This window comes from Tenebrionibacter intestinalis, assembly GCF_016632365.1.
In the GTDB taxonomy this organism is placed as follows: domain Bacteria; phylum Pseudomonadota; class Gammaproteobacteria; order Enterobacterales; family Enterobacteriaceae; genus Tenebrionibacter; species Tenebrionibacter intestinalis.
Window position 1 is genome coordinate 1 of record NZ_JAEPBH010000142.1, and the last position, 927, is coordinate 927.

The 927-nt window shown below is 64.1% G+C and carries 1 pseudogene; it reads left to right on the forward strand.

From position 1 onward, the window contains the following. A pseudogene (locus JJB97_RS18140) lies at nucleotides 1-927 on the forward strand (S-layer family protein); the annotation flags it as partial.

The following is a 927-nucleotide window of genomic DNA, read 5'->3' on the forward strand; positions in this document are numbered from 1 at the left end:
GGCCCGAACACGCAGTTACCGGATAACAGCCTGTTTAAAACCCACCCTGCCCCGCAGGCGGCGTATCTGGTGGAGACCGACCCGCGCTTTACCCAAAACAAACAGTGGCTCGGCAGCGACTACATGCAGAACGCGTTTGCCATAAACCATGACAACATGCACAAGCGCCTGGGCGACGGCTATTATGAGCAGCGGCTGGTGCGTGAGCAGATTATCGCCCTGACCGGCGGGCGCTACCTGGGCGACCACCGCAGCGACGAGGCGCAGTTTAAGGCGCTGATGGACGAGGGTATCCGCTTTGGTAAACAGTACAACCTGATACCCGGCGTGGCGCTGACCCCGGAACAGATGGCCCTGCTCACCGGCGACATGGTGTGGCTGGTCAACACGCCGGTTCAGCTTGCCGACGGCACCTGGCAGACCGTGATGGCGCCGCAGGTCTACGCCCGCGTGCAGCCGGGCGATACCGACGGCAGCGGCGCCCTGCTGGGAGGGCGCAACGTGGTGATGAACCTTAACCGCGACCTGGTAAACAGCGGGGCCGTCAGCGGGCGTGAGGCCGTTGCGCTCAGTGCGGACAACATCGCCAACCGGGCAGGCACGATACAGGGCGCGGACGTCAGCCTTCAGGCGCGCGCCGATATCAGCAATATCGGCGGTATCATCAGCGGGAGCAACCGGGTTCTGGCAAACGCCGGACGTGACATTCATGTTGTCACCCCCACCCGCAGCGCGCAGCGTACGGCCGGCAATAACCACTTTGAGCGGACCACCGCTGAACGCACGGGCGGGATTTACGTGCAGGGCGATAACGGTAAACTCATCCTCTCCGCCGGGCGGGACATCAGCCTTGCCGGGGCGCAGGTGGTTAACCGCGCCGACAACGGCCAGACCGTGCTGAACGCCGGGCGCGACCTGAATCTGACC